The organism is Kangiella sp. M94 (genome assembly GCF_054926195.1).
On sequence record NZ_CM142903.1, the window covers coordinates 2,188,741 to 2,213,485 of the forward strand.

Here is a 24,745-nt window from a genome sequence, read left to right on the forward strand (position 1 = left end):
ACTATTAAAGATTATTTACTATCGGGACGCGGATAGTTGTCGGCCAGTTCTTGATAAAGAAGGTGTCTAAAGTCTTCTTCTTCAGAGTCCAGCTTATTCAGAATTTCGACCAACACTTCGTTGTCTTCACGACCATCCCACTCTTTGATGTAGGTACCTTCTTTGTAGCCTTTATCCTGACGGAAAAAGTTTAAGGTATTTTTGCCGACATAGCTTTTGAATAACTCTTCGAACGGCATGTCCATTTGTTGCATACAACCGGCGAAACTGGCGCCATCAAAATGTTGATACATCACGGCCTGTCCTGCCATTGCTTCGAGCGTTTGTTTAAAGTCATCTTTTACCGTTGGTTCAAGCATTTCGTTGGTAAGTTCTTCCGCGATAGCTTCGAAACTCGTCTCACCATCAATACGTGAACTCAAACCAAAATGGAAAATATCCACCAGTTCCATTTTCACTTGCTCGGCATCAGGCTTTTGATGTTTCCACCATTTCCAACCGTAGTGTTCCAACATTTCAGCACACTCAATCCAGATCGCACGATACCATTCAAAACCTTTTTCGAACCACTGTTCATTTACTTTGGAGTTCATTGCATTCTGCATTTCGAGCATCACTGCAATTTGTTTAATCATCGTGTCTTTGTTTGGCATAACGTTTCCTTAAATACTTTATAAACTCCCCACTATTGGGGAATGACCATACTTAAACTGTCTATCACACACTCAAACTACCAATCTTTATGACGTTTAATCAATTCGTAGGCTGCTTTAATTTCCTGAGTCTTTTCGGTAGCCATTTTGATCATCTGCTCAGGCAGCCCTTTAGCTACCAGTTTATCAGGATGATGCTGTGACATCAGCCGACGATAAGCTCTTTTTACACTTTGCTGGTCATCGCTCGCTTTAACACCGAGCACCTGATAGGCCTGTTCGACGCTGGGACCGCTGGCTGCCTGATAGCCTGGACCGCCATGCTGACCGCCCTGTTGTTGTGAATGTTGATAAAAGCGTTGTTGAGCCTGCACCATTTTAATCAGCTGATCAATCATAAAGCCCGGAAAGCCAAGTGACTTGCCCACTTCATGCAAAACGGCTCTTTCGCGTTCATGCACTATGCCATCGGCCATCGCCATGCTGATCTGTACTTCCATGAACATCTGCATTAAGTTGCGACGTCGGTGACATTCGCGCTTAAATTGTTCCAGCACTCCATGCAGGTCAAAGTCCTGTGCTTTACCCTGGCTGAATAATTCGACAGCCAGTTGGCGCGCAGTCTGATCGAGGCCCATTCGTCGCATCACTTCTTCGGCATGGCGAATTTCCACTTCAGTCACGCGACCATCAGCTTTGGCGATATGACCCATTACCGAAAAGGTTGCAGTAAAGAATGCCGCCTGCACGCGCTCTTGCGAACCCGGCTCTAGCTGCTCTTCACCTTTCTTATCAATTTGATGGCCAACCACACCACCTAACACCGCACCGATAGGGCCGCCAAGTGAAAAGCCAATGACACCGCCTAATAATTTTCCAAACCAACTCATACGTTTTTATCGTTCTCTAGATTAAATTCATAAGTTAAATTCAATGGTTTTCAGTTTGCGCTGAAAACTTTCGTTTAGTTTCTGCAAGCGTTCAGGTGTGCCAATATCGTGCCAACGGCCCTGATATAGCTCATAAGTCACTTCATCCTCTTCCATCAACTCGCGCAAGATCGGACCTAATGGAACCGCCTCATCTTCAGGCAGGTCTGCAAACACTTTGGGATGATAAACGCCAATACCTGAAAAAGTCAGCTTTGGCTCACCCTCAGATTTGACCTTGCCACCTTCGGTAACACAAAAATCCCCTTCCGGATGATGTTCGGGATTGGGCACCAGAACAATGTGTGCACTGTTCTCAGGCGCCTTTGTAATAGCTGTATAGTCAATATCAGTCCACACATCGCCATTAACCACAATGAAAGGTTCATTGTCGAAAAAGTCCAGTGCCTTACGAATTCCTCCAGCAGTTTCCAGCGCCTGCTCTTCGGGCGAGAAGCTCAGCTTAACGCCCCAATAAGCGCCGTCACCCAAATACTCCGGGATCAGCTCACCCAGCCATGAAGTATTGATAATGATCTCATCAATGCCGGCTTCTTTAAGTGCTTCAATATGCCACTCAATCAGCGCTTTGCCATTGACCTTGAGCAATGGCTTTGGGCGTTCATCAGTCAGCGGACGCATTCGTTCACCGCGGCCCGCCGCCAGAATCATGGCTTTCATGCACCGACTCCCAGCGCATCTTCTTCTAACCGCTTCTGATAAAGCGGCATAATGGTCTCTTGTAACCACTGATGGAAATTAGCCATTTCAGGATAGTTTTCTGCTTGCTGAAGGATATAGTTGAGGGTTAACGGGATATCTTTCAAGTAATCAGACTTGCCATCGCGGAAATTCAGGCGTGAAAAAATACCCGCGACCTTAATATGGCGCTGCAAGCCCATCCAATCAAACCATCTTAAAAAGGTCTGCTTTTCAAGTGAAAAGGGTGATTGTTCAATATAATAATCAACCCAGGCCAGTACTTTGTCCTGTGGCCATTGGATATAGCAATCGCGCAATAAAGACAGTAAATCATAGGTTATCGGGCCATAGACCGCATCCTGGAAATCGATAATGCCAGGCTCCTGTCCTTCGATATACATGATATTTCTGGAATGATAATCGCGATGAACGAACACTTGCGGCTGCGCTTGAGCACTACGCGTCAGTTGCTCGAAAGTCTTGTCCAATAACAGATGCTCCTGCTCCGAGAGCCGATAATTTAAATAACGACCTAAAAACCACTCGCGAAACAACTCCATCTCAGTATTCAACAAATTACTGTCATAAGCAGGAAGTGAATCAGCATCCTCAATCGACTGCATGGTGACCAGGCTATCGATTGCATTTTTATACAGAGCATCAGCATCTGGCGCAGATTGAGAAGGATTGAGTAGTAGTGGCAAGTACAGCTGATCGCCTAAATCTGACAGCAACATAAAACCATCAGCAAGGTCGTAGGCCAATACCTGCGGGGCATTGACCACTTGCAGCATATCGGCGACTGTTATGAACTGTTCGGAATTTTCATGCTCAGGAGGCGCATCCACGCAGATCCAGCTCTGCTGGTCATTGCCCCAACGAAAATAGCGGCGGAAACTGGCGTCACCGGACACCATGCTCCATTCCATATTTCCAACATGGGGATTTAGAGTGCGAATTTTGGCGTATGCCCAGAATTTAAGAGCTTCTTGTCGACTATCTTTTTCCATTATAGGTTTTCATTCTTGCAAATAAGCGTTTATCATTGTGCCATTCTATCACTTGGTCACTTTCCGCGCCTTGAAACCTATGTAACAAAGCGTTGGTGGCGAATAGCGGAAGGTAAAATAACGGATACATGGTAAGCAAGAAAACTCCTTGGGTACACCCTTTTTTAGCGACTGGCTTCCTGTTTGCGGCATGCTCTATGCCGGCATCTGGCTTGGCTGCTGAAAATCAAACTGCTACACAGGAAACTCTTTCAGAAGAAATTTCTTCAGAAGAATCCCGCTCTGAGCAAACCCTCTCTGAACAAACCCGTATTGAGCAGTCGGAAGAGAATGATTCTGTCAGCAAAGACCTTGGCTTTAAGTTTCCTGAATTCTATACCTGTCCCAGCCAACCAATGGAACCTATCCGGTACCAAGCCGTTCAAAGTGAAGAAACCGGTCCCATTCGAGTCTATTCAGACAGCGCAGTGCGCGAAGGTGATAGAGCCTATTTGAATGGCAATGTAATCGTCACTCAAGATGGCCAGCAACTCACTGCCAATAGCCTGACAGCTGATAACCTGACCCAAAGTTACCGAGCGGAAGGTGACTTATTATTTACTAACCAGAATTTTGTGGTTGGTGCTGATAACCTGAGCTTCCAGGCCCTTGAAGGGAAAACAAAAATCAGCAACACTCGCTTTCACCTATACAGCAACAATGGTAACGGTTCTGCTGAAACGATTACCATTGATAATAACCAGGTTCTAACACTTTCTAACTCCGAGTTTTCTACCTGCCCGACTAATCAGCGCAGCTGGGCATTTGAGTCTGACGAAATTGTTATTGATCGTGAAAGTGGCTGGGGCAAAGCTTACAACAGTGTAGTCAAAGTAGCCGATGTGCCGGTATTTTGGCTGCCCTACATTACTTTCCCAATTGATGACCGCCGCAAAAGCGGTATTTTGCCACCATCCTTCAGTAATTCTGATCGTAATGGTCGTGATGTTAGCGCACCTTATTATTTCAATCTGGCGCCCAACTATGATTTGACCCTTACTCCGCGTTATATGACATCGCGAGGCTCAATGTTGGGTTCCGAGTTTCGTTATTTGACCGAAGCCAGCAACGGTGAATTGTTTTTCGAGTATCTGCCTAACGATAAAGACCCCAATGCCTTGGGTGATAAGCGGTGGCAATATAACGTGCAACATCTGACCGCAATCGATGATACCTGGACCACTGGCATTAATGCCCGTAACGTCAGCGATGATGGCTATTATCAAGATTTTGGCGGTAGCCTGGAAAACAGCAATCAGGATATTTTATCGCAGAACCTGTATGTCCAGCACCGCAGTAACGATTGGTTTTTCCGTACCGAATATCAGGATTGGCAACTACTGAACAGCCCTGTAGAGCGTTACACCATTGCCCCGCGCATACAGGCCACAAGATTTTTTGAGCCTTCTGAGCATGGCTTCAGTGCAAAAATTCATAGCGAGCTAACCCGTTTTGATAAGGACAATGCGATAACGGCTAATCGTTATCATCTGGAACCAACGATCAGTTGGAGTCACGAAACCTTATACAGCTTCTTCCGCCCACAGATCCGTTATTCTTTGACTCACTACCAGCAGGAAGACCTTATCGGCAATGTCGATCATATAACACGCTCCCTACCTACAGCGTCGGTTGATACAGGGCTTTATTTCGAGCGCTTCATAGATGGGGATGATGAGCGCTATACGCACACTTTAGAGCCAAGACTGTTCTATCTTTACACGCCCTACGAAGCGCAAAGTGATATTGGCGTCTATGACACCAGCTTACCAACTTTTAACTTCACCCAGCTGTTCAGCAGCAATCGATTCAGTGGTATTGACCGTATCGGTGATGCCAACCAAATCAGCGGTGCACTGACTAGCCGTATTCTCGATTCTGAAGGGCGTGAAAAGGCATCCATGTCACTGGGGCGCATCGTTTATCTAGCTGACCGTCAAGTGCAACTTATCGACACAGTTGGCCGTGAAACAAAAAAACAGTCAGGGTTACTTGCCGAGGTTAACTGGCGCTGGACTGATGCGATTGAATTTAAATCGGTTATAGAGTGGGATGATCAGACCAACAACACCACTCATGGCTTAATCAATATGCACTATGAGCCTGAACCCAACCACATTATCAATCTAGGTCACCGCTATCGCGAACGCCTGGATAGAACACAAGAAGAAGCAGAGCTAGCTTTTGCGTGGCCAATCAAAGATAATTGGCGGCTTTTAGGCCGTTACAATCAGGATTTGATTGAAAATCGAACCAATGACTCCTTTATTGGTCTAGAGTATGAGTCATGTTGTTGGGCCGTGCGCTTAGTGGCACGACGCTATTTGAATATTCAGCTCGACAGCGAAGGATTTATCTTGCCGGGGCAAAACGATGAACATAACTCCGGCGTCTTTTTACAGTTTGTCTTAAAAGGGATTGGTAGTCTGCGCGGCAGTACCACAGAGTTTTTAGAAGACAGCATTTACGGTTACGAAGATTTATTAGGCAAATAATCTATGATTCTTAAAAAAGCATTAATTAGTTTTACTTTATGCCTTGCGGCATTTTCTCTTCAGGCAGAAGTCATTGATAAAGTTATTGCGCATGTGGATGAAGACGTCATTCTGCAAAGCGAGCTTGATCGTAAAGTGGTGCAAGCCAAACAGCAGATTCGTTCGCGTGGAGGCCAACTACCTCCTGAAGACGTGTTGAAGAAAGAGTTGCTTGAGCAACTTATTATACAAAGTTTGCAATACCAAATGGCTCGTCGCTCAGGCATGCAAATACAACCATCTGAACTGCAACAGTATGCTACTCAGGTAGCACAAAGTAGCGGCATGACACTGGATGAATTCCGCTTAAACCTTGCACGGCAGGGAATTGCATATGAATTGTTTTTAGATGACTTACGCAAAGAAATTTTAACTGGCCAGTTCCGCGATGCTTTTGTTTCACGCCGTATTAAAGTCAGCGATAAAGAGATCGATTCACTCATTCAGGCAATGAACGCACAAAACCAGGTTGAATATAATCTTGGACACATTTTGATTTCAGTTCCAGAAAATGCCGATGAACAAACAGAAAGCCAGGCCAAGCAAAAAGCCTTTGCCGTTATCAAAGAACTTAAAGCAGGGGCTGATTTTGCTGAAACGGCCAGAACAGTCTCAAGCAGCCCTGACGGACAAGAAGGTGGTGACTTTGGCTGGCGCACCGAAAGTAACATGCCTAATCTGTTCGCTAACGTGGTAAGTTTTTTGAGAAAAGGTGAAATTTCACAACCCATCCGTAGTCCATCAGGATTTCATATCCTGAAGTTAAAGAACAAGCGTGGCGAGCAACAGCATTTAGTCCAACAAACCAATGCCCGCCATATTTTAATCCGCCCAGATGCCATTACCACTGAGGCTGATGCTAAACAGCAACTGCAAAATATTCGCCAGCGAGTTTTAGCGGGCGATGCAGACTTTTCAGATGAAGCAAAAAAGCACTCAGATGATCCTGGCTCAGCAAAGTTAGGCGGTGATCTTGGCTGGAATAACCTGGGTGTATATGACCCGGTTTTCGAACAGACCTTAGCAGGGCTAGACGTTAATGAAATTAGTGAACCATTCCAGTCTAACTTTGGCTGGCATATCGTACAGCTTCTAGGGCGTCGTACCGATGATCAAACTGATGCCATGAAACGTCAACAAGCTGTGCGCATTCTACAACAGCGCAAGTTTGGCGAAGAAGTTGAAAACTGGATTCGCGAATTACGTGACGAAGCATACGTTAAGAAGATTGTGGAAGAAGACGCTTGATAAAACCGGCAAGAATTCTGATTACGGCAGGGGAACCTGCCGGGATCGGCCCTGAAATTATCGTAAAACTGGCGCAACTGGACCATAGTGATCAACTGATAGTTTGTGCCTCGCCAACGCTGCTTCAAGATACCGCACAACAGCTACAACTTCCTTTAGAGCTCACCGAGTTTGATGACAGCCAACCAGCTGCAGCTCATCGTTCTGGCCACCTCTGGATCCTTCCTATCGAACTAGGTGTCCCTGCAATAGCAGGCAAACTGGAACAGGGCAATGCTGCTTACGTCATAAAGACTTTGCAAATGGCCCATCAGCTGGCCTCTGACGGTATCATCGATGCCATTCTGACGGGGCCTGTTCATAAGGGTATTATTAATCAATCAGGTTTAACCTTCACTGGACACACGGAATTTTTTGCCGAGCAAAGCAATACCAGCAAAGTGGTTATGATGCTGGCCACCGAAGGCCTGCGGGTTGCGCTAGCAACCACTCACCTACCCTTAAAAGAAGTCTCTGACGCTATAACGCCACAACTTCTAGAACAAGTTATTACCATTCTGGTTAACGATTTACACACTAAATTTTCTCTGAAACACCCCAGAGTTTTAATCTGTGGATTAAACCCCCATGCTGGCGAAGACGGACATTTAGGCCGAGAAGAATTAGATGTCATCATTCCTGCTCTTGAAAGAATACGCCCTCAGGTTAATGCTGAACTGATTGGCCCCATTCCCGCAGACACAGCCTTCCAACCCAAATGGTTAGAGCAAGTCGATGCGGTTCTAGCCATGTACCACGATCAAGGCCTACCAACCTTGAAGTACAAAGGTTTCGGCAACGCGATTAATTTAACCTTGGGCCTGCCCTACATTCGTACTTCCGTTGATCATGGCACTGGGCTGGATATAGCAGGCAAAGGCCTTGCTGATATCGGTAGTATGCAATATACGCTACAATTCACTCAGCAATTAATCCGTAACAGCAAGTCCAACTAACCACTTAAGATATTTAATAACATGGCAAAATCTCGTATGGTTCAGGGGCATCAGGCCCGTAAGCGCTTCGGACAGAACTTTCTATCCGACAACCACTATATTCAACGTATTGTGGAGTCTATTGCGGCGCAAGCTGATGATCGGCTGGTTGAAATTGGACCCGGTCTTGGCGCCATTACCGAGCATTTAGTGAATAAGGTAGCCGAACTGCACGTGGTTGAGCTGGATCGCGACTTGATACCAAGGCTTGAACAAAAGTTTGGGCAATGCAAAAACTTCACCATTCACCATCATGATGCATTAAAGTTCGATTTCAGCCAATTGGCTGATACAAGCCAAATTCGTATTGTCGGCAATCTGCCGTACAACATCTCAACACCACTCATTTTTCATCTACTCAATCAACGTGAAAGCATTAAAGATATGTTCTTCATGTTACAAAAGGAAGTGGTGGAGCGAATTTGCGCACAGCCCGGAACCGGTTCCTATGGCCGCTTAAGCGTTATGGTTCAATATTATTGCCAAGCCGACTTGCTATTCTTAGTGCCACCCGGAGCCTTCCAGCCACCACCTAAGGTTGAATCTGCCATTGTTCGGTTGCAGCCGCATGACACTCTGCCCTTCCCTGTTCAGGACGAAAAACTTCTCAATCACATAGTTACTGCAGCCTTTGGCCAACGCCGTAAGACGTTACGCAACAGCTTGAAAAACTTCATTGATGCCGAGGGTCTTGAGCAACTGGGTATAAAGCCCACAGAACGCGCCGAACAACTGTCGTTACAACAGTTTGTCGATATCTGCCGAAAAGTGGAGTCAGATCAAATAGATTAAGTGTCTGTTTGACCAACAATTTTGCCTCTTTACAGCATAGATGACTTTGACTATTATGGAAATTCATGGAAATCACTCAAGGAGATGAGTATGAAATCTAACACAGTACCTTATATGGAAGATGCACGTCGTTTTTATCGCGTAACCGTTCACCTGCCTGTTGCTGTTCGACAGCATGACTCGCAAGTATTCTTAACTGAAAGCCTTGATATTTCTGAAGGTGGCGTCCTCATAAAAAATAATCTCGGTGACCGAGTCAATTCAGGTGATGTCGTTAAAGTTCATATTGAGGGTATTCTCGGTGAGGACGAAAGCAAAATGATTCTCCATGCAATGCGTATCGTTCGGATTGACGATGAAAAAATTGCCCTGGAATTTGTGTAAGTCTTCTCTCGTTATTTTATAGTCGTCGATTCTTCATCAGCTGTTTCTCATAGACTGATGCTTTTTTTTTCGCCCTGTACGGGCTATCATGCACTCATCTACCATCAGCCCTTCAGCAGCCTTAATGCAAGATTACCAAAAACAGTTTATTGAGCTGGCGCTCAGTAAGAATGTCCTAAAACTTGGCGAATTCACTTTGAAAAGTGGTCGCATAAGTCCCTACTTTTTCAATACCGGTTTATTTGACAGTGGCTTTGATTTAGCCCAGCTTGGCCGTTGCTATGCGCAAACTATCGTAGACAACAAGATCTCTTTTGATCTCTTGTTTGGCCCGGCTTACAAAGGAATTCCGCTAGTCAGCGCCACCTCGGTTGCCCTTTCTGAGCATCATAATATCAATACGCCTTACAGCTTTAACCGTAAGGAAAAGAAAGACCATGGCGAGGGAGGCAATATTGTCGGTAGCGCACTTCATGGTAAAGTCTTAATTATTGATGATGTGATTTCTGCTGGCACAGCCATCAGGGAGTCCATTGATATTATTAAAGATAGTGGCGCAAAACCTTGTGGTGTATTAATTGCATTGGATAGACAAGAGCGCGGGAAAGGTGAACTATCAGCCGTTCAAGAAGTCGAACGTGATTATGGTATTCCAGTCTACTCCATCATCAAGCTGCAAGATCTTATCAACTATTTGCAACAGAACACTGAATTTGGCGATTTCTATGATAAAGTTATCGAATACCGTCAAGCTTATGGCGTCTAACAAACTCAAATCCTTTGGAGCTTTATGAAGAAATCCCTGCTTCTTTTTCTATCCCTGTTACTTGTAAATCAGGTTGCATTCAGTAAAAACTTTTATCGCTATAAAGACAGCGATGGTCGCCTTATTGTTAAAGATTACCTGCCTACAGAGGCAGTCACCCAAGGCTACGAGATCATCAATGAAGAAGGGCGAGTGCTAGAGCGCGTACCTGCGGCCCTTACCACGGAAGAAAAAGAAGCAGAAAGAATTAAACAAGAGCAGCTTGATGCTTTGAAAAAGAAACAAATGGAAGAAAGACGTCGCGATATTTTGTTAATGCGTCAATATAAAACCACGGAAGATATTCAGCGTACCGAAAAAAATCAGACCGCAGCCTTACGAGCCAATATCGATCTCCTTAATGGACACAATGCTAGCCTGACTAAAAAGCTTGAAGATCTACAGAGCCGAGCGGCAAACTTTGAGCGCCAGGGTAAAACAGTTCCACAAAATACATTAAAAGAAATCGATGCCACCAAGTCTCAAATTGAAACTAACAACGCATCAATCACTCGCTATAAACACAAAATTGAAGCGATTAAACAACAGTTCCAAAATGATCTCATCCGTTTCAAGGAGCTGCAGGCAGAACAGTTAATTGAGCGACATCGATCTAATACTGGGGAGTCGGCTATTGGTACCGTTTATAGCTGCACAGATAAATTATCTTGCGATAAAGCATGGAAATTCGCACAGATATTTGCCCATGAAAATGCTTCCAATAAACTGGAAATTGTTACTGACACTTTAATCGTAAGTGGTAAAGCTCAATCAGAAAATCAAATTTCTTTATCCATAACACGAATTCCAGGGGCGGACGAAAGTATGCAAATTGTTATGGAAGTCAATTGTCACTCTTCGCAGGCCGGAACTAAGCTTTGCGCCAGTCAGGAAGTGACCAATCTTAAAGCTCAGTTCAAAGATTATCTAGCTGAAAGAGAAGCTCTATAACATCCCTGTTCTTGATGAGCAGCCCCGATCCCGATATAGGCGTTTAACCCAAATAAACCATCTCTGTAAGCAGGGGCCATTGTTGGTCCCAGCTTGCTAATGGTGATTGTAAGAAATCAGTACGAACATACTGCTGAATACGTCCCTCAACAATAGCCATTAACAAATTCGCACGACAGGCTACATCAGGGGTAAATTTATCATTAGCCGTCACTTCATACTGTCTAAGCTGCTGCTTAAGATGTGTTTCAATGCGGTTAAACAATTGGCTGATGCGGCCTCTCAGACGTTCATGCTCTCCGGCCAAAGCCTCCCCTGTCAGTAATCGACAAATACCCGGATTACGGCTGGCAAAAGTCAACACCAACGTCATTATCTGAAAACATTGTTCTCGGATGTCATCTTGCTCTTTGCTAATACGGTTAAGCCTGGAGAAAAGTGCTTCTTCTGTAAACTCTATTAACCCCTCAAACATTCTCGCCTTACTTGGAAAATGGCGATATAACGCTGCTTCAGAAACCCCTACCTCTTGTGCTAATTTTGCCGTAGTAATTCGTTCCCCAGGCCCTTTCTCTAACATCAGGGCCAAAGCTTGCAAGATCTCATCTTTTCGTTTTGTATTCTTTTTGGTTGTCATAATACTCTCTATATTTTCTCAAACTTTTATCAATTTAGACGTATTAAAAATTAATCTTTAGTTTAGGGGCGATACTCAACAACTGTTCCCTCAACAGTGTTTTGATCTCCTCCAACCCCTCACTGGTATCTGCTTCAAATTTAACCACAATACTTGGTGTTGTATTCGAGGCTCTAGCCAATAACCAACGGTCAGGATACTCTACCCGAATACCGTCAATTGTTGATATATTTCCATCTTCAAACCGCCCTTTTTTAATCAACACTTCTATCAGTTTAAATTTGATTTTATCCGCCACTGGCACATTAATTTCTTCGGTTTCCAGACTCTGTGGCAACTTCTCAAATATTTCTGCCACCGAGCGTGGCTCCTTGCCTAATATCTCAAGTAATCGCGCTGCGGCATATAGAGCATCATCAAAACCATACCAACGCTCTTTAAAATAAATATGCCCACTACCTTCACCACCAAGTTGCGCCCCGGTCTCTTGCATCTTGGCTTTCATCAAAGAATGCCCAGTTTTCCAGATAACCGGATGGCCGCCGTGTTTTTTGATCACTTCAGGCAAGTGACGCGTACATTTAACATCGTAAATGATTTCAGCACCTTTCTTGCGTGACAACACATCCATCGCAAATAGCATCAGCAGACGGTCAGTCCAAACCACGTTACCCTGATTATCAATAACCCCCAGTCTATCGCCGTCACCATCAAATGCTAAGCCAAGATCTGCTTTTTCCTGTAAGACCATAGCCATAACATCTTGCAGATTTTTAGCATGATTTGGGTCGGGATGATGGTTAGGGAAGTTTCCATCAATTTTGGTGTGTAGCCCAATAACATCGCAACCAAGAGCCTGAAATAGACGAGGAGCAATATTACCTGTTACTCCATTGCCGCTATCGATAACCAGCTTTAATGGTTTATCAACCTTAATCTTTGAGGCAACCTCTTCAAGGTATTCTTGTTCAATTTGATGCTCAGTAATCTGACCATGGCCACTTAAAAAATCCTGCTCTCTGATTCTTGTATATAAGGCTTTAACATCCTTTCCGTACAAGGTTTCGCCAGCTAATACTACCTTCAGGCCATTATGGTTAGGAGGATTATGACTCCCAGTCAACATCACTCCTGAATGAGTATCCAGCTTATGAGTGGCGAAATAAAGCAAGGGGGTTGGCACCATACCTAAGTCAATGACATCGCGCCCACTCTCCATCAATCCCTGTTTTAAAGCTTCATGCAATTCTGGACTTGAAAGACGACCGTCTCTGGCAACAACTACTTTTTGCTCACCTCGTGCATAGGCTTCGCTTCCTACAGCCAATCCCAGCGCATACACCACTCCCGCATCAAAATCTTTATCGACTCTTCCGCGAACATCATACTCGCGGAAAATGTCCGCGCTTATGTCATGACCTATAGCTTCCAGGTCATAACCTCCATTATTTTGAGCAGTTTGCTTTCTTGGCGCAGACTGCTCGCCGTCTTCAGCAACGTCTTCATCAACCTCTAAAGCACCTTCCTCAGCATGCTCTGTCTCCGATGACTCTTCAATGGGTTCTTTAAGGCCAGCCACTCGGCGGTAACTTGACGCGATATCATTAAAAAACTTCAGATGAAAATGATCGGGCATATGCTGATCATTAACACCTTGAATGAATTCTAGAGCATCTTTATTCAGTAGCCGCTTTAAACTCAGCATAGGCATTAATGCGGCAATTAAAAGCGCAATAACGGCCCCCAGCATCAATAGAATTGGCAATAAACCAGCCGTGGCCAGAAAGTTACCGGAACCCTGCCAGAATGCGACCGTCCAGTTTGCGCCAAATGGAGTAGAAATCACCAATGGTTGACCCACTCCTGGATTGGTACCAACCGAAGCAATGGTGTGGTGTGACTCGGCAAAACTCTGGCGCAATTCAAAATAAGTGCCAGGGTCTGATGAACCCAGCACATCAATCATCTGACTGGGTTGTACGATAGCCATCACTGCTCTTTCATCATTCAGCTTATGAACAAAAGCTACGTATGAAGGCTGCCCTTTGTTCAAAATCAATTCAGGGGGGACATCCTCACCAGCCATCGATTTTCTTAATAAATCGACCACCACATGAGTCACAACCGGACGACTGTCCAGATTGACCTGAAAATCTTCGGGAGAAAAGAATTGAATCTGATCGGCTTGTGGGATTGAGGCTTTCAAGTCGCGAACTAACTGAGCTTCATCAGTGTCACCGCCAGTTTGGCTAGCGACAGAAATAGTACTTTGGATTTGATTGATCTTTTGTTCGATGAGATCAGCACGCTCTTCAATCTGCGAGCCGATCAATTGCTTTGCTTGTACTTCAAGTGGCTGTTGGATGCCAAGGTAATACAGCACCGCTCCAACCACACACAGCAAAGCCAAACCAATAATTAGTGGTAGTAGAAAAAAGCTAACCAGACTTTTACCTTTCCCCATGCATCCCCCTTATGGATCCTTCACGGTCTCATTGTTTGCATTGATAAAGCAAAGAGCTAATTACAGCAGTTATCGGTCACCTGTAGCAATCGATGAACTATTTTAAGTCAGGTAAGAAACTGACCAACTGTTCTGCTATCACTGTTTTCAGCGCAGGCCCTAACCGCTCTACCTGCATTGCTCCATTGTTTTTATAGTAAACACTCACTTCATTATTGTCACTTGAAAATCCAATATCTTTACGGCTGACGTCATTGGCACAGATAACATTGATGCCCTTCTTGGCCATCTTGGCTGCCGCATATTCTTCGATATTATTAGTTTCTGCAGCAAAGCCAACACAAAATGCTGTATTTTGCTCTGCAGCCCACTTCAAAATATCCGGATTTTGCGTCAACTCGATGGTTAAGCCATTATCCGATTGTTTCTTGAGCTTTTGGGTGGCAGCTTCTTTCGGTCGGTAATCCGATACTGCCGCACAGGCGACAAAAGTATCAACACCTTTAAACTCACTTTGCACAGCTTCAAACATTTGCTGTGCTGTTTGTACGTCGATACGCTTGATTACAGCGCTAGCCATCAGGTTCACAGGCCCGGTCACCAGAGTCACCTCAGCACCTGCTTTCGAAGCCGCCTCAGCAATGGCAAAGCCCATTTTGCCTGAACTGCGATTCGCCAGATAACGCACCGGGTCAATCGGCTCTACTGTTGGGCCAGCAGTAATCAACCAGCGCTGGCCTTGCAATGGCTTATCATTGAAGTGGTCATCAATTCGGTTTAATAAATCAGCAGGCTCCAACATTCGACCAGGGCCAACATCGCCACAGGCTTGGTCGCCCGCATCAGGCCCCCAAATTTCGATGCCTTTTTTGATTAGCTGCTGAATATTATGTTGAGTAGCAGGATTAGCCCACATCTGCTGATTCATGGCAGGAGCTACAGCGATTGGACTGTTAGTAGCCAAACACAACGTCGTCAGTAAATCATCGGCCATACCGGCATTCAGACGCGCCATAAAGTCGGCAGAGGCTGGCGCAATAACAATGAAGTCCGCCCAACGAGCCAACTCGATATGACCCATCGCTGCTTCCGCGGCAGGATCGAGCAGATCATGATGAACAGGATTTCCACTGAGCGCCTGCAGCGTCAAAGGTGTGATAAAAGCTTGTGCGCCTTTAGTCATTACAACCCGCACTCCAGCACCCGCTTTTTTCAGGTTACGACACAGCTCTGCACTCTTGTACGCAGCGATACCACCTGTAATGCCCAGAAGGACTTTTTTTCCTTGCAACTTCATGCTAACCGATTGATTTAACTTAACTTATAATATTTGGCACAGTTTACGCCTTTACGCACAAAATTTATAGCGAAAATCCTAATTACAGTTTTGCTCATACTATTTATCATTCGTCACCTTCAAAAGTTAACACGTAAAACAGGGAAGACCATGAAGATAATGGAATGGCCACAGGATGAAAGGCCAAGAGAACGATTGTTACGCCAGGGCCCACAAAGCCTTTCCGATGCAGAGCTTTTAGCCATTTTCCTGCGCACAGGAACGCAGGGTCTGAACGCAGTCGACCTAGCTCGGCATTTGCTTAGTGAATTTGGTAGCTTACGCGCGCTGCTTGAAGCTGACCTGAAAAACTTCACCAGCCACCTCGGCCTTGGCAGTGCCAAATATTGTCAATTACAGGCCTGTTTAGAGCTTTCCAAGCGCTATTTACAGGAGAACTTGCAACACAGCCAGTCATTCAGCAATCCTAATGACGTTAAACTCTATTTAAAGAGTCTGCTGAGCCATCACAAGCGTGAACAGTTTGTTGCTCTGTTCCTCAATAACCAACACCAGTTGCTATCCTCAGAAACTCTATTTCAGGGCACCATAAACAGTTCCGAAGTACATCCCCGAGTGGTCGTCGAGAAGGCCCTGACTTATCACGCAGCCGCGGTTATTTTGGCTCATAACCACCCCAGCGGCTCATTGGAGCCCAGCCCATCCGATCGCCATATTACTGATAAAATTCAAGAGGCTCTTGGTTTACTGGACATCCGCACTCTGGATCATATCATCGTCGCCCAGGGCGGTAGCTATTCCTTTGCTGAGCACGGGCTACTATAATGGCCAAACGACTGCAGATACCGAAAATCAGTCGTGAATGACCAAATTCAACAAATTAAGCCAGAAACAGGCCTTTTGATCTGAGTTTTGTTGTCAAGCAGGCTGCTTTCTGGTATAAAGTGCGCCCAATTTGAAGAGCTGCGATGTCCGAATATCCAACATCGTGCGCTTAAACCGTTTTTTTGAGTTATTTTTTGGAGGCTATCCATGGCTAAGGTTTGTCAGGTAACAGGTAAGCGCCCAGTGACCGGTAACAATGTGTCACACGCTAAGAATAGAACCAAGCGTCGCTTCTTGCCTAATTTACATTCTCACCGTTTCTGGGTTGAGAGTGAGAAGCGTTTCGTTAGATTACGTGTATCTGCAAAAGGTATGCGCGTTATCGATAAGAAAGGTATCGATACTGTGCTTACTGAATTGCGTGCTCGTGGCGAAAAAGTATAAGGAGCGATAGAGATGCGCGATAAAATCCGTTTAGTATCAAGTGCCGGAACAGGTCACTTCTACACTACAGACAAAAACAAGAAAAACATGCCAGGCAAAATGGAGATCAAAAAATTTGATCCAACTATTCGCCAGCATGTTATCTACAAAGAAGCTAAAATTAAGTAATTTCGCTTAGTCGGTTCTTTATCGAACCGTTAAGCACTTTAAGTTTTCTGCCTCCAAGAAAACGCTTCTATGTACGCAAAAGCCCAGTTTACTCTGGGCTTTTTGCGTTGTAATCGATATTATTAGACCCACTTCCAAACTTCCCCTTATCTTTTGAATTCTAATGCCTGAATTACCCGAAGTAGAAACCACCAAGAATGGCCTGGCCCCACATATTGTTGGTAAGCAGATCACAGCAGTTAATATCTATCAGCCACAATTACGCTGGCCAATTGCCGAAGAGGCCAAAACATTAGTAGGCTTAGCGTCCGATGAGATTGAACGACGTGCTAAATATATGCTGTGGCATTTTGCAACCGGTAGTTTAGTCATGCATCTTGGCATGTCAGGCAGCATGCGCGTCGTCAGCACTCAAACCGCCTTAAAGAAACATGACCATTTTGAAGTAGTGTTCGAGGATAATAGCGCCTTACGCTTTAACGACCCGCGTCGCTTTGGCGCTATCCTGTGGCAACCTAAAGGCGATACCCTGAGTGTTCTGAGCCAGCTGGGACCTGAGCCCTTAAGTGATGAATTTCATGGTCTATACCTTCACCGAGCCTTATCCAAACGCAAAGGTGCCATAAAAAACGCCATTATGGACAACAAAGTGGTAGTGGGTGTTGGCAATATCTACGCCAGTGAGTCGCTATTTATGAGCGGCATTCATCCTAAACGTGCCGCCAATAAAGTCAGTCTGGCACGCTGCAATCTACTGGCTGGCTTTATCAAAAGCGTACTCGAAAAAGCGATTGGTGAGGGTGGGACAACCTTAAAGGACTTCACCCAGACTGACGGCTCACCGGGCTACTTTGCTCAACAGTTAAATGTTTATGGGCGTGCTGACCTGCCTTGTAATCAATGCGGTGCCATCATCAAAAAACAGGTCATAGGCCAACGCTCTAGCTTCTATTGCCCCAAATGCCAACGGTAGATCAGACACTAATACAGATCCGAAACGCTAGCTTCCTTGTAAAACTTCTGCTAAGTTGAAAGCAAGCCTTGCAAATAGACGTCTAAAAGGCTCTGTTGCGCTACTGTCAGAAAAAAACAAGGAGCCAGTCATGCTGAAACACACCAAAAGCAAAACCTATCAAGCCGTAACCTCAGATGCGAAAGTGGATATGACATCTCTACTGGATATCGTTTTCATTATGCTGCTTTTTTTCATCGTCACTACCAGCTTTGTCAAAGCCCAGGCGGTAGATATTGCTCAACCAAGTAACCAATGCCAGGCTAACTGCGAGCAAGACGAGAAACCAATTTTAGTCAGTATCAATGAAGATAGTCAGGTGATTTTTAATAATAGAATCATTGACATAGAGGCTGTTAGAGCCAACATTGAAAGTCAGCTGGTCAACTCTCCCAAAGCTCCATTATTAATTCGAGTTAATGAAATGGCGCAGCATGAAGCACTGATAGGCGCGTTGGATCAGGCTAAACAGGCTGGAATTCAACAAGTTAGCGTTACTCGCTGGTAAGCGTAAAAAGCGAAATGTGATTTACAAAATTTACACTAGACATTTAGTTCTGGATCACATTTAATGTGCCAGCTATACTTGATGAATTGGTGAATTTGTCGCCCAGATGTAACTTTGTAGGGCTGGCCTTAAACAAGCTTAGTCATACAAACAGGCAGAGCGATAGGATTAGAGAAATATGCGTAAAAGAAATAAAGAAGTTGAAGAAACCTCCATTGATATGACACCAATGCTAGACATTGTGTTTATCATGCTTATTTTCTTCATCGTAACAACTTCATTCGTTAAAGAATCAGCGGTCGATTTAGCCCGTCCTACAACAAACCAGGACACTACTCCACCGGAAAACCCTCCACCATTAATTGTGGTATCAATTGATGAGTCGAGTAATGTCATTATGAACGAACGTACTATCGATAAAGAAGCTATTCGTGCCAATATCGAATCCCAACTGGCCGTAGATCCACGCTCTCCAGTATTGGTTCGGGTGCATGAAGACGCTTATAACGAAGTACTGATTGCAGCGGTTGACCAAGCCAAAGATGCAGGCGTTGAAAAAGTTAACGTTGCAAAATGGATTGTTGCAAAATAGCAGCTATTGACAGCTATAAAAATAAAGGCGGCATTAGCCGCCTTTATTTTATCTAGCAACCCAATCCTACCTAATCATTAATAACCTAATATATGCTCAATTTACTTATCATCCTGATCATTGCTCTTGGTATCGGTTTTTGGCTGTATAACAGTCGGATTAGCGAACAGGCTCATAAGACAGCAATTAAAGCCTGTCAGGAAGCCTATGTGCAAAACCTGGATGGTTATGTAGCCCTGAAAAAGGTTTATTTCGATAAAAGCCCAGAGGGTAAGTGGCGCTTTCTACGACGCTATCAATTCGAGTTCGCCACTGATGGGGCTAAACGTTACGTTGGCCACGTTATCATGCAAGGCCGTTGGCCAATCATTGTAGAAATGGAATCAATTTAATAAAATTTAAAGGTAATATAATGAAGCGCATCATAATACTCACCTTACTTGTACTAACATTATCTGCTTGTTTTAAAAAGTACAATGAAGCAGCTATGGCAATCGCCTTCACCCCTAAATCCCAACAAGGGTTATTGATAGGCTCTTTTACCATCACAGGTTATGCGGAGTCAGCCCCTGTATTGGAGTTTACTAACGTGAAAGGAAGCATCGTAAGGTCTATTACTGCCAATAAAGGAATGTTCGGCTTTAAAAGCGATACCCATAGAGCAGCAGCTTCATTATTTTCGATCGAATTGCCTCCTGGGGTGTATTACTTCAGAAATGTATCCATGACAACTGCAAAAACTTTTGGCTATTACACCCACGTTAACACCGACTCTGATGATTTAAGGCTTAAGTTCACTATCGAGTCAGGAAAAATCACTTACATAGGGGACTTGATGGCAGAATACAGTTCAGGTTTTGGAGGGTTCTCTCCCAAACTCAGAGACTTTCAAGTACGAGATCTGTGGCAGGCAGATAAAACATACTTCCACGAGAAGTTTTCTTATTTAGAAGGCACCCAACCAATTATAAATACAGATTTTTTTGAAGCTTTCTATCAACGTCAGGCGGAATACAAAGCTAAATTGAGCTCTAACGACGAAACTGTCCGCATTCAAACCCTCAAAGAAATGTATAACACCAAGTACAACGAGGTTGAGTTATTGGAATATTTATCTCAGCTCTTAATCAGCAACGCTACAGATCCAGATGCCAATCAGGAAGATTATTATGCTTGGATAGCTCGAGTGTTGGGGGCAAGTGATAGAGAAGAGTACATAGAGGTGCTACAACATACTATAGCTAACACTAGCTCAAGTAAAATAGAGCGGCATGCAAAAAACGCTCTTGAAATGTTAATAAGCCGCACCAGTTAAACAGCGATAGGAATACCGTTATTTATCATATCACGCAATAAGGCTGGGCTAGTGACTTCATAAGTCCTCAGGCCAGCCGATACTAGGCGACAATCTCAACATCACCATTCTCAGGGTCAATCTGCACCACATGAATGGGAACCAACCCATAGCGCGCTCGAGCGCGATCACAGGAAGGGTTAATGCCATCAACATTAATCTCGAAATCTCGGCAAGGACTCGGTCTATTCTCATAAATAGTGCAAATAGCATCCTTCCCCACAGTGCCCTGCAAAGCCACACATCTTGGGTTTGCGGCTTGAGTACCACTCATACAGACACGCTGTGGGCTGATTTTTTCAGTTAACTCTGCAGGAACTTTGCCATAGGGTGCCAGAGTGGTTTCACCCCAATAAAAAGACACTCGATAGGTTGCGCAGCATGCGCCACAGGTAATGCAAGGATTCGGATTGGTGCTCATCGCTCAACAGGACGCCAAACAGTCACACAACAAAAGAGCAGTTATTCTAAATGAGACAAAAGAAGCTTGTCTACAAATCTTTTATGAAGGTAAGGCTTAAGGTATTAAGCTTATGTTACCGCCCACAACCGGCATATCCAGCGCTCGCTGAGTTGCCTGATAAGCCTTTTGATAGGCAGTTTGACCCACCTCTAGTTTGAATGGGCCTGAGCGAGGCAAATCATGAATTACCAGGCTGGTTAAATTGTCACGACTGGGAACTTGTATTGCGCTGGAATTCTTACGTCGCCAAGGTGATTTTGAGGCGATGTGATGATAAAAAATTCTCTCTCCTGGTTTAGTTCCTTGCAGAGCTGGCCTATCCTTGATGCCACCATCCAATAAGCGATGATTATTAATAACAATCGGCTGAAACATAAAGGGAATTGCACAGGAGGCATAAATAGCTGAAACTAAATCACCATTGCTCAGAATAACTGTGTCCTTACTCTCCATCGAGTAAGCTGATAATGCGAGTCCTGAGCGACACTCTGCAAACTGTCTAGCGGATAAGGAACTTGCTAGTAGCTGGCGAAATTTCTCACCTCGAAGTAACCCCAATCCAAAGCCCGGATCCCAAAAGTCACTACGATTAAGATGAAATAATAATTTTTTAATTTCGGCTGAACTCATGCCACCCGCCCAGCATCCGGCAATTAACGCCCCGGCGCTCGAACCGGTTAGTTTATGCGGTAGCAGCCGTGCTTCTTCTAAAGCCTGCATGACCCCGGCATGAGCAAAAAAACCAAAGAAGCCGGAAGAGAGCGTCAGGGTAAATGGTTGCTCGGCAAGCCATTCTTTAAGCAGGGGATGACTAGACATCGGACTGCTCTGACAAAAAAGGCGACTTTCGTCGCCTTATCATTTCTACAAGTAAACTACTAACCGACAAACTTATTGCCCGTTAAATTTTCGTACTTAACGATTAATTCTTCCTGCGTCTCCGGATGCTCTTCATCTAATGGAATACAATCCACCGGACACACCTGCTGACATTGTGGCTCATCATAGTGGCCTACACATTCGGTGCATTTATCGGGATCGATCTCATAGATCTCTTCGCCCTGATAAATGGCCTCATTAGGACATTCAGGCTCACAAACATCACAATTAATGCATTCATCTGTAATTTTTAGTGCCATAAGGATCTTTAATCTCTATTACGCAAGTCGCTTTACTATTATCGCCTATATATCGCCCAAGTTCGAGTATTCAAGCCATAATATTTTTGTATAAAGAAGCAGTGAATCAGGACTTAAACTTATCAAAAAGTGCTTGCTCGACCCGCTCATCCACAAAAGCAGAAATATCACCGCCCAAAGACGCTACCTCACGCACCAAAGATGAAGAAATATAGGAATACTTTTCCGATGGGGTTAAGAAAATAGATTCCAGGTCAGGGTCAAGGTGACGATTCATATTGGCCAATTGAAATTCAAACTCAAAGTCTGAAACCGCCCGAATACCGCGCAGAATAGCTATTGCATTGTTCTCTTTAGCAAAATTGGCCAATAATCCACGAAAACCCAAAACTTCCACCTGGGGATTATCGGCAAATATCATACGGACCATATCCACCCGCTCATCCAGACTGAACAATGGTTTTTTGGACGGACTATGGGCAATCGCAATAATCACTTTGTCGAATAAACGGCAGGCACGATCCACCAGGTCCATATGGCCTTTAGTGATGGGATCGAAAGTCCCTGGGTATAAAACGGTTTTCTTCATAATATTGACACAAGATCAAAAGGTCATCTTACTGAAAAGCTTTATGAAATCCTAGGGGTTGCCGCCAACTGACTGGCTAGTTTTGCCACCAGAGCATAAATGGACAACTGCGGATTAGCCCCTATGCTGGTGGGGAAAATTGAGCCATCGAAGATATAGAGGCCTTTAAGGTGATGGAAGCGCCCTGTCTCGTCAACCACAGAACGCTTTTCATCATTACCCATCGCACAACCACCCATTACATGAGCGCTGAATACCAGGGCTTTAAGTGACTCCATCGGAAGCTCTTCTATGGCTGATCTGGCTTGCTGCCAGTTAGCATACGGCTTTGAGTACAAGTGAAGGGGTAAGACCTGCTCTGCACCCGCAGCAAACTGCATTTCAGCCATCGTCAGCAATGCTTTGCGTGCACTACGCCAGAAGTAGTCATTGAGTTCATAGTTCAATTTTGGAAAACCATAGTCATCCAGAAGGACTTCCCCACCGACACTGCGCTCATCAAAGCCATCACGCAGCAAAGCAATTGAACCTTGAATATTGGGGAATTGCTGCATTAACGCGAAATGCTCCTGACCGAAGCTTGTCAGCACTGTGGATGTCAGGAGCGGATGAAGCGGAGCAGCTTCAATTTTAAAGCCCATATAGTCATTATCTGGCCATAAAAAGTGATCGCTATAAATACTTTGCGGTGCTCCAGCGTAACCATTGATTGCTTCGGGCATAATTGCTGCACTAATGACGGTTGGATGCAGAAACGTTCTTTTGCCAATGAGTTTATTGGGATCAGGAACTTGTGAACGTAGCAGAACAGCCGGTGAACCAATAGCTCCAGCGCTCAATATAACCAACGGCGCTACCACGCTAATTTTGTGGTTTTGCATCGGCTGACCAAAGTCATCCATCGCCACCAACTCACAGCCTGTTACTTTATCTTGTTGATATTTAATTCGCTCAACCCTGGCCTTGTAAATTAGCTGTGCTCCAGCCTTGAGTGATGCAGGAATAGTTGTTGTTAGCATTGATTGTTTTGCATTAATCGGGCAGCCCAGACCGCAATAACCCAGATTGGCACAGCCTTTTACGTTTCGAGCAATGCCAGAGTAAGACCAACCCAATTTTTCTGCACCATCGGCAATGGTTTGGTTGTTGGCATTGGCTGGCACCTTCCAGGGCTCAATATTCAATCTCCGCTCCATTGTTTCAAACCATGGAGCAAGCGTTTCCTGGTTATGAGCCTCTATACCAAAATGACTCTTCCAATAAAGCAAAGTTTGCCCAGGTGTTCTAAAGCTAGTGGTCCAGTTAACCGTCGTTGATCCGCCAACTGAACGCCCCTGCAAAATATTGATCGCTTTATCTAACGTCTTACGGCCCGCTGCTTCTTGGTAAAGTTGTGGGTAGGCATCTTTTTCACGCATGTTAAAGTCACGCGCCGTCTTAAGTGGCCCTTCCTCAATAAGCAAAACCTGGTAACCGGCAGCAGCAAAGATTTCTGCACTAACACCGCCTCCTGCACCACTACCAATAATCACCACATCAGCTGACAGGCTTTCTTGCTGCAATGTTGCCGCATCTAATGCATTAGATATTGTCATAAAATGATTCGGGTAAATTGAATTGAGGAGGCCCTGGATAGCCTATTGATTGCCAGCTCATTGGTTCGCCGTAATAAGAGCCGACAATAATTTGATGCAGTCCAAGATAACCTGTGCGTAATAATGTCAGATAGCTCTTCTGCCAACTGGATAAAAAGAACTGCAATGAGTCGACACTTGCTTGATTCCAGCGTGTCCAAATACCGGCAACAAGAGCCTTGCTTAACTGGAAACTGAGCAAGCCAAAAAGCTGTCGCAGCTCCTCTTGAGTTGATTGCGGTAAACCGCTGATGGCACCATCAATATTTCGCAATACTATAAACTTAGACTCATCATCGTTAGGCTGCAAGGCAGGATAAAGATAAGCGGGAATAATTGCCCATAACAGCAATCGTTCATCCATGGTTAAAAAGTGGTAACTGTAATTATCTGTTTCTAGAACATCCACAGATTCTTTTAGCGATAGCTGCCAAATGCTAACGCCGGAAACCACGGCAAGACTGCCCAGCAAAGTTCCTTTGAGAATTCCACGTCGAGTTTTATTAATGTCTGTTTTTTTTGCCGTGCTTTTCATTAT

28 protein-coding genes are annotated in these 24,745 nt (G+C 44.7%); 15 read left to right on the top strand and 13 right to left on the bottom strand.

The genetic code is table 11. The features are described from left to right. Positions 1 to 11 precede the first annotated feature (11 nt). From ACYTXU_RS10050 to ACYTXU_RS10065, 4 genes are all read right to left on the bottom strand, one after another. Positions 12 to 653, bottom strand: a complete 642-nt coding sequence (locus tag ACYTXU_RS10050) for a dUTP diphosphatase (RefSeq protein ID WP_462206598.1) — start codon at positions 651 to 653, stop codon at positions 12 to 14. A 77-nt stretch (positions 654 to 730) separates the two neighbouring features. Then, positions 731 to 1,543, bottom strand: coding sequence for a co-chaperone DjlA (gene djlA / locus ACYTXU_RS10055; RefSeq protein ID WP_462206599.1), 813 nt, complete (start codon positions 1,541 to 1,543; stop codon positions 731 to 733). A gap of 27 nt (positions 1,544 to 1,570) precedes the next feature. Next, entirely contained in the window at positions 1,571 to 2,263 is a 693-nt protein-coding gene (murU, locus tag ACYTXU_RS10060) for an N-acetylmuramate alpha-1-phosphate uridylyltransferase MurU (RefSeq protein WP_462206600.1), read from the bottom strand. Then, positions 2,260 to 3,294 carry an aminoglycoside phosphotransferase family protein gene (locus ACYTXU_RS10065; RefSeq protein ID WP_462206601.1) on the bottom strand — a complete coding sequence of 345 codons (1,035 nt, stop codon included), beginning with the start codon at positions 3,292 to 3,294 and terminating at the stop codon, positions 2,260 to 2,262. Before ACYTXU_RS10065 ends, murU begins: the two co-directional genes overlap by 4 nt. A gap of 128 nt (positions 3,295 to 3,422) precedes the next feature. Here ACYTXU_RS10065 and ACYTXU_RS10070 point away from each other — a divergent pair, with 128 nt between their 5' ends. From ACYTXU_RS10070 to ACYTXU_RS10100, 7 genes are all read left to right on the top strand, one after another. After that, positions 3,423 to 5,828, top strand: a complete 2,406-nt coding sequence (locus tag ACYTXU_RS10070) for an LPS-assembly protein LptD (RefSeq protein WP_462206602.1) — start codon at positions 3,423 to 3,425, stop codon at positions 5,826 to 5,828. Between the two features lie 3 nt (positions 5,829 to 5,831). Continuing rightward, on the top strand, positions 5,832 to 7,115 hold the full coding sequence (locus ACYTXU_RS10075; RefSeq protein ID WP_462206604.1) for a peptidylprolyl isomerase: 1,284 nt from the start codon (positions 5,832 to 5,834) through the stop codon (positions 7,113 to 7,115). Beyond that, complete coding sequence (gene pdxA, locus ACYTXU_RS10080) at positions 7,112 to 8,110, top strand: 4-hydroxythreonine-4-phosphate dehydrogenase PdxA (RefSeq protein ID WP_462206605.1); 999 nt, start codon at positions 7,112 to 7,114, stop codon at positions 8,108 to 8,110. Before ACYTXU_RS10075 ends, pdxA begins: the two co-directional genes overlap by 4 nt. Before the next feature lie 21 nt (positions 8,111 to 8,131). Then, positions 8,132 to 8,941, top strand: a complete 810-nt coding sequence (gene rsmA, locus ACYTXU_RS10085; RefSeq protein WP_462206606.1) for a 16S rRNA (adenine(1518)-N(6)/adenine(1519)-N(6))-dimethyltransferase RsmA — start codon at positions 8,132 to 8,134, stop codon at positions 8,939 to 8,941. A gap of 90 nt (positions 8,942 to 9,031) precedes the next feature. Continuing rightward, positions 9,032 to 9,325: a PilZ domain-containing protein gene (locus ACYTXU_RS10090; RefSeq protein WP_462206607.1), complete on the top strand. Its 294-nt coding sequence runs from the start codon at positions 9,032 to 9,034 to the stop codon at positions 9,323 to 9,325. Positions 9,326 to 9,449: 124 nt separating this feature from the next. Further along, a complete protein-coding gene (gene pyrE, locus ACYTXU_RS10095; protein ID WP_462206608.1) occupies positions 9,450 to 10,091 on the top strand; it encodes an orotate phosphoribosyltransferase in 642 nt (213 codons plus the stop codon). A 24-nt stretch (positions 10,092 to 10,115) separates the two neighbouring features. Then, positions 10,116 to 11,081: a hypothetical protein gene (locus ACYTXU_RS10100; RefSeq protein WP_462206609.1), complete on the top strand. Its 966-nt coding sequence runs from the start codon at positions 10,116 to 10,118 to the stop codon at positions 11,079 to 11,081. A gap of 43 nt (positions 11,082 to 11,124) precedes the next feature. Here the strand turns inward: ACYTXU_RS10100 and slmA are convergent, their stop codons facing one another. The 3 genes from slmA to coaBC form a co-directional block, all read right to left on the bottom strand. Further along, positions 11,125 to 11,718, bottom strand: a complete 594-nt coding sequence (gene slmA, locus ACYTXU_RS10105; RefSeq protein WP_462206610.1) for a nucleoid occlusion factor SlmA — start codon at positions 11,716 to 11,718, stop codon at positions 11,125 to 11,127. A 43-nt stretch (positions 11,719 to 11,761) separates the two neighbouring features. Continuing rightward, positions 11,762 to 14,182 carry a phosphomannomutase/phosphoglucomutase gene (locus ACYTXU_RS10110; protein WP_462206611.1) on the bottom strand — a complete coding sequence of 807 codons (2,421 nt, stop codon included), beginning with the start codon at positions 14,180 to 14,182 and terminating at the stop codon, positions 11,762 to 11,764. 97 nt (positions 14,183 to 14,279) lie between these two features. After that, a complete protein-coding gene (gene coaBC / locus ACYTXU_RS10115) occupies positions 14,280 to 15,479 on the bottom strand; it encodes a bifunctional phosphopantothenoylcysteine decarboxylase/phosphopantothenate--cysteine ligase CoaBC (protein ID WP_462206612.1) in 1,200 nt (399 codons plus the stop codon). A 150-nt stretch (positions 15,480 to 15,629) separates the two neighbouring features. Between coaBC and radC the strand changes: the two genes are divergently transcribed. The 8 genes from radC (at position 15,630) to ACYTXU_RS10155 (ending at position 20,343) form a co-directional block, all read left to right on the top strand. Then, a complete protein-coding gene (gene radC, locus ACYTXU_RS10120; RefSeq protein WP_462206614.1) occupies positions 15,630 to 16,304 on the top strand; it encodes a RadC family protein in 675 nt (224 codons plus the stop codon). 207 nt (positions 16,305 to 16,511) lie between these two features. Beyond that, positions 16,512 to 16,748 (top strand): 50S ribosomal protein L28, encoded by a 237-nt coding sequence (gene rpmB, locus ACYTXU_RS10125; RefSeq protein ID WP_015781237.1) that lies wholly within the window; start codon positions 16,512 to 16,514, stop codon positions 16,746 to 16,748. A 12-nt stretch (positions 16,749 to 16,760) separates the two neighbouring features. Beyond that, the gene (rpmG, locus tag ACYTXU_RS10130; protein ID WP_015781238.1) at positions 16,761 to 16,916 is read left to right on the top strand and encodes a 50S ribosomal protein L33; all 156 of its coding nucleotides are present in this window, start codon (positions 16,761 to 16,763) and stop codon (positions 16,914 to 16,916) included. 163 nt (positions 16,917 to 17,079) lie between these two features. Continuing rightward, complete coding sequence (gene mutM / locus ACYTXU_RS10135; protein ID WP_462206615.1) at positions 17,080 to 17,889, top strand: bifunctional DNA-formamidopyrimidine glycosylase/DNA-(apurinic or apyrimidinic site) lyase; 810 nt, start codon at positions 17,080 to 17,082, stop codon at positions 17,887 to 17,889. Positions 17,890 to 18,019: 130 nt separating this feature from the next. Continuing rightward, the gene (locus ACYTXU_RS10140) at positions 18,020 to 18,436 is read left to right on the top strand and encodes an ExbD/TolR family protein (protein ID WP_462206616.1); all 417 of its coding nucleotides are present in this window, start codon (positions 18,020 to 18,022) and stop codon (positions 18,434 to 18,436) included. 178 nt (positions 18,437 to 18,614) lie between these two features. Continuing rightward, entirely contained in the window at positions 18,615 to 19,028 is a 414-nt protein-coding gene (locus ACYTXU_RS10145; RefSeq protein ID WP_462206617.1) for an ExbD/TolR family protein, read from the top strand. A gap of 92 nt (positions 19,029 to 19,120) precedes the next feature. Further along, positions 19,121 to 19,420 (top strand): DUF3301 domain-containing protein, encoded by a 300-nt coding sequence (locus ACYTXU_RS10150; RefSeq protein ID WP_462206619.1) that lies wholly within the window; start codon positions 19,121 to 19,123, stop codon positions 19,418 to 19,420. A 20-nt stretch (positions 19,421 to 19,440) separates the two neighbouring features. After that, positions 19,441 to 20,343: a hypothetical protein gene (locus ACYTXU_RS10155; protein ID WP_462206620.1), complete on the top strand. Its 903-nt coding sequence runs from the start codon at positions 19,441 to 19,443 to the stop codon at positions 20,341 to 20,343. Between the two features lie 82 nt (positions 20,344 to 20,425). Here ACYTXU_RS10155 and ACYTXU_RS10160 read toward each other — a convergent pair whose 3' ends face one another. The 6 genes from ACYTXU_RS10160 to ACYTXU_RS10185 all read right to left on the bottom strand — a co-directional run bounded on the left by ACYTXU_RS10160 (position 20,426) and on the right by ACYTXU_RS10185 (position 24,742). Further along, positions 20,426 to 20,803: a YkgJ family cysteine cluster protein gene (locus tag ACYTXU_RS10160; RefSeq protein ID WP_462206621.1), complete on the bottom strand. Its 378-nt coding sequence runs from the start codon at positions 20,801 to 20,803 to the stop codon at positions 20,426 to 20,428. 96 nt (positions 20,804 to 20,899) lie between these two features. After that, on the bottom strand, positions 20,900 to 21,664 hold the full coding sequence (locus tag ACYTXU_RS10165; RefSeq protein ID WP_462206622.1) for a patatin-like phospholipase family protein: 765 nt from the start codon (positions 21,662 to 21,664) through the stop codon (positions 20,900 to 20,902). A gap of 59 nt (positions 21,665 to 21,723) precedes the next feature. Further along, a complete protein-coding gene (locus ACYTXU_RS10170; RefSeq protein ID WP_462206623.1) occupies positions 21,724 to 21,984 on the bottom strand; it encodes a YfhL family 4Fe-4S dicluster ferredoxin in 261 nt (86 codons plus the stop codon). Between the two features lie 106 nt (positions 21,985 to 22,090). After that, positions 22,091 to 22,573: a pantetheine-phosphate adenylyltransferase gene (gene coaD, locus ACYTXU_RS10175; protein WP_462206624.1), complete on the bottom strand. Its 483-nt coding sequence runs from the start codon at positions 22,571 to 22,573 to the stop codon at positions 22,091 to 22,093. Between the two features lie 41 nt (positions 22,574 to 22,614). Beyond that, positions 22,615 to 24,168 (bottom strand): GMC family oxidoreductase N-terminal domain-containing protein, encoded by a 1,554-nt coding sequence (locus ACYTXU_RS10180; protein WP_462206625.1) that lies wholly within the window; start codon positions 24,166 to 24,168, stop codon positions 22,615 to 22,617. Further along, positions 24,155 to 24,742 carry a hypothetical protein gene (locus ACYTXU_RS10185; RefSeq protein WP_462206626.1) on the bottom strand — a complete coding sequence of 196 codons (588 nt, stop codon included), beginning with the start codon at positions 24,740 to 24,742 and terminating at the stop codon, positions 24,155 to 24,157. Before ACYTXU_RS10185 ends, ACYTXU_RS10180 begins: the two co-directional genes overlap by 14 nt. Positions 24,743 to 24,745 lie beyond the last annotated feature (3 nt).